This window comes from bacterium (assembly GCA_040756715.1).
GTDB lineage: Bacteria > UBA9089 > UBA9088 > UBA9088 > UBA9088 > JBFLYE01.
In genome coordinates this window covers 1-2,868 of sequence record JBFLYE010000132.1, presented here as the reverse complement: position 1 = coordinate 2,868, position 2,868 = coordinate 1, and the positions used below count along the sequence as shown (strand labels likewise).

At 35.8% G+C, this 2,868-nt stretch carries 4 protein-coding genes; all 4 read right to left on the bottom strand.

The annotated features are described in order from the left end of the window. Window positions 1-121 precede the first annotated feature (121 nt). A complete protein-coding gene (locus AB1397_05160; protein MEW6482373.1) occupies window positions 122-952 on the bottom strand; it encodes a PorV/PorQ family protein in 831 nt (276 codons plus the stop codon). Between the two features lie 54 nt (window positions 953-1,006). Beyond that, window positions 1,007-1,342 carry a hypothetical protein gene (locus tag AB1397_05155; GenBank protein ID MEW6482372.1) on the bottom strand — a complete coding sequence of 112 codons (336 nt, stop codon included), beginning with the start codon at window positions 1,340-1,342 and terminating at the stop codon, window positions 1,007-1,009. 149 nt (window positions 1,343-1,491) lie between these two features. Next, complete coding sequence (locus AB1397_05150; GenBank protein ID MEW6482371.1) at window positions 1,492-1,914, bottom strand: DUF5618 family protein; 423 nt, start codon at window positions 1,912-1,914, stop codon at window positions 1,492-1,494. A 641-nt stretch (window positions 1,915-2,555) separates the two neighbouring features. Next, a complete protein-coding gene (locus AB1397_05145) occupies window positions 2,556-2,738 on the bottom strand; it encodes a hypothetical protein (GenBank protein ID MEW6482370.1) in 183 nt (60 codons plus the stop codon). Window positions 2,739-2,868: the final 130 nt, after the last annotated feature.

The following is a 2,868-nucleotide window of genomic DNA, read 5'->3' as shown; positions in this document are numbered from 1 at the left end:
ATCCATCCTTCCCTCAAACCTCTCCATCCTTTTTTCAATTCCATCTATTTTTGCAGAAAGCTCACCAAGCTTTGGAATCAAAATATTTGAAACTGCCTCAGTTATATCTTTAACATCCATCTTAAAATCTCACTCCCATTGAAAGGATATGCGAATCTCCCAAATCGCCATAGGGTTTAAATAAATAGTCAAATGAATAAGACAAATATTCTATTCCAAAGCCAGCTAATATTCCCGAACCTGCCATCTTTCTTGTAGAATAGCCTAATCTTAAATTTAAGACCTTTGCAAATTCCTTTTCTATTCCCAAAGAAATATAAGGGTCAGAATCATTGGGAATACTCAACTCTCCCTTTATCTTTGCCAATAATGGAATGTTATAGGATGAAGAAATATTGAAGCTTAAGGGAAGCGAAAATTTATCGTTATCATATTTTATCTTTGTTCCTAAATTCTTTAGGCTTCCTCCAACTTCTAACCCTGGACAAGGGTTAGCTATTGCACCAAGATCAAGGGCAAAGGCACCTCCCTTTGCCGTATCAATCTTTGAGCTTATTGCCTTAAGAGCGCCGCCAAGCTTTAAGCCAAACATTTCCCTTGCATAAGAGAGGCTTGCACAAAGGTCATAGGCAGACCAGCTTCTTCCTGTCCTTCTTCCAGAATTATTGTATTCATCCATCTCGCCATAGCCAAAATAAATTACCTCTCCACCGATTACGCCGTTCTTTAACGAATAGGATACATTTACTAGCCCCTGCTTAAGCCCTTTTACCTCATTCAATGGCATTGAGTACATAAAACCCGCTGACCTTCCTTTATCTACCAAAGATGCGGGATTTTCAAAAAATCCCAAGGGGTCTCTTTCCAGCTTAAGAAAAGCCAATCCACTCTCCCCGGGTGTCTTTGCTAAGCAAAAACCTGTTAAAATCAAAAAGGCAAATACCTTTTTCATCTTGCCATTACCTCCCTATACCTTTCTTCCGCACCTTTGTCAATTTAATCTTCTTCATTTTATCAATCCCTTTATAATATCTGCAACAACTGGGTTCATAATTGTAAGGGCAAGAAACATAAGGATTATTAAGAAATTCATCTTTGTATCCAAGCTTTTAATCTTTGCTTCAAGCTCTATTCCAACCACATTTATCCTTTCCTCAAAGACTTCCCTGGTTATAAACTCTTTCCTTATCGCATCAAGTAGCTCATCCTTGGTTCTTCTCCATGTATGCTCTACCTCATCTTGAATTACCGCCTCAAAAGACCTCACAACCCTCTTTGCATCCTCTTTCCCGAAGCTTTTTCCAAATGTCTCGTAAACCTCTAATGGTAATGCTACTGGCATTTAAATCCTCCTAAATTCTCTTAAAGAAATTCGCCTAACCTCCCTCCATTCTCTTTTTAAAATATATTGCCAAGAAAATACTTTAAAGATTAAAGCTAGCGTTCCTCCCGCCGCAATAAACAATCCCAATATTCTGTAAATATGACATCTTATCTTATTTTTACCCCCTTTGATAGGGTATCTATTATAAATTTTGCCTTTTGAAAGCCAGATTTTATCATCTCTACATCAACCCCTCCACGATAATAGCCAAGAATATGAAGATTTTCGTAGACAGTGTCTAAAGCTGAAATAAGCTTTCCATTGTGGGGAATCTTTCGTAAGGATTTTGTGTATTCCTCAATAGATGTGGGAAGCTTCTTCTTTTCTGTACCAATAGATAGAAGATAGTCATCAATTGCAGAAAGACAAGCTAAATATGCCACTGCGGAAGCCTCTTTAACATACTTTTTGTCCTGATAACGGTCATACTCAATTCGGGTCTTTGCTAATGTCTCTTTTGCATTTGCAAGATACCTCTTTGCCTCTTCAAATAACACCTTTGGTTCTTCTGGAACAATTCTTTTTTTCATCTTATTATTTGCCCCCAATTTTTTATCCTTGTTTTAGCATATTTCATTTTTAAACTCGTATCTCCTTATCTCATCTTCCCTTATCTTATTTTTAAGATACATATATCTATCGGCAAAATTTTCCAGCCCAATCTTAACCCTTATCTCTCCCATTTTACCCTAATTCCCTCCCTCGGCAAAAAGAGGAAAGCACAAAAAGGCACACTCCCGTCTTAGAACCGCAAGCCTCTTTCTAATACTGCCTGGCTCCATTATCCTATTTTGTCCTTATTTGTACAGTTTCCTCTACCTTCACAACCTTAATTTCTATATTGCCTCTATCATAAAATTAATTTCTATATTGCCTCTATCATAAAATAAAATAGACTGGTATTTACCAGTCTTTGATTTCTAAATCTTCTTTTTATCTCCTCTCCCTTTCTTCTGTTACAACTTCTGTTACAAAAGCCCATCCTTGTCTATAATGTAAATTTCACCTTTTTCCCCTCCTTCTTTTTTCCTTTGTTGCTTATAACATTCCTTTTTTTATTTATCGGCAAAAAAGGAAAAAAACTTTAGCTTTTTTTAAATCCCAAATTTTTTAGTTTTTATATCTTAAATATAACACATTTTCTTTTTTTTGTCAAAAAAATTTTCAAACCTCACTCCTCCTCATATGAGAATACCTCTATCTTCCTTTCCAAGCCCATAATCTTCTGCATAAGGCTTGGCGAGATATATGCAGTTGCTACCATTAAGGTAGGCTCAATACCTTCCTTTTGCTTGTAATCATCAGCCGTATCATATATTTTCTTGATATCCCCTGAGACCATCCGAGATGTAATCTCTAATTATAGTATCTTCCATTACTTAGTGCAAAAATAGATAGGGTTGTGTTTATCTGTTAAAAATTCATCCACCTTTTAAGAAATTTTGAATTCTAAATTTTGAATTTTGAATTGAAGGTTTAAGTTT

Coding starts and splice junctions, on each gene's coding strand:
- AB1397_05160 (MEW6482373.1), bottom strand. CDS start 952: ATGAAAAAGGTATTTGCCTTTTTGATTTTAACAGGTTTTTGCTTAGCA.
- AB1397_05155 (MEW6482372.1), bottom strand. CDS start 1,342: ATGCCAGTAGCATTACCATTAGAGGTTTACGAGACATTTGGAAAAAGC.
- AB1397_05150 (MEW6482371.1), bottom strand. CDS start 1,914: ATGAAAAAAAGAATTGTTCCAGAAGAACCAAAGGTGTTATTTGAAGAG.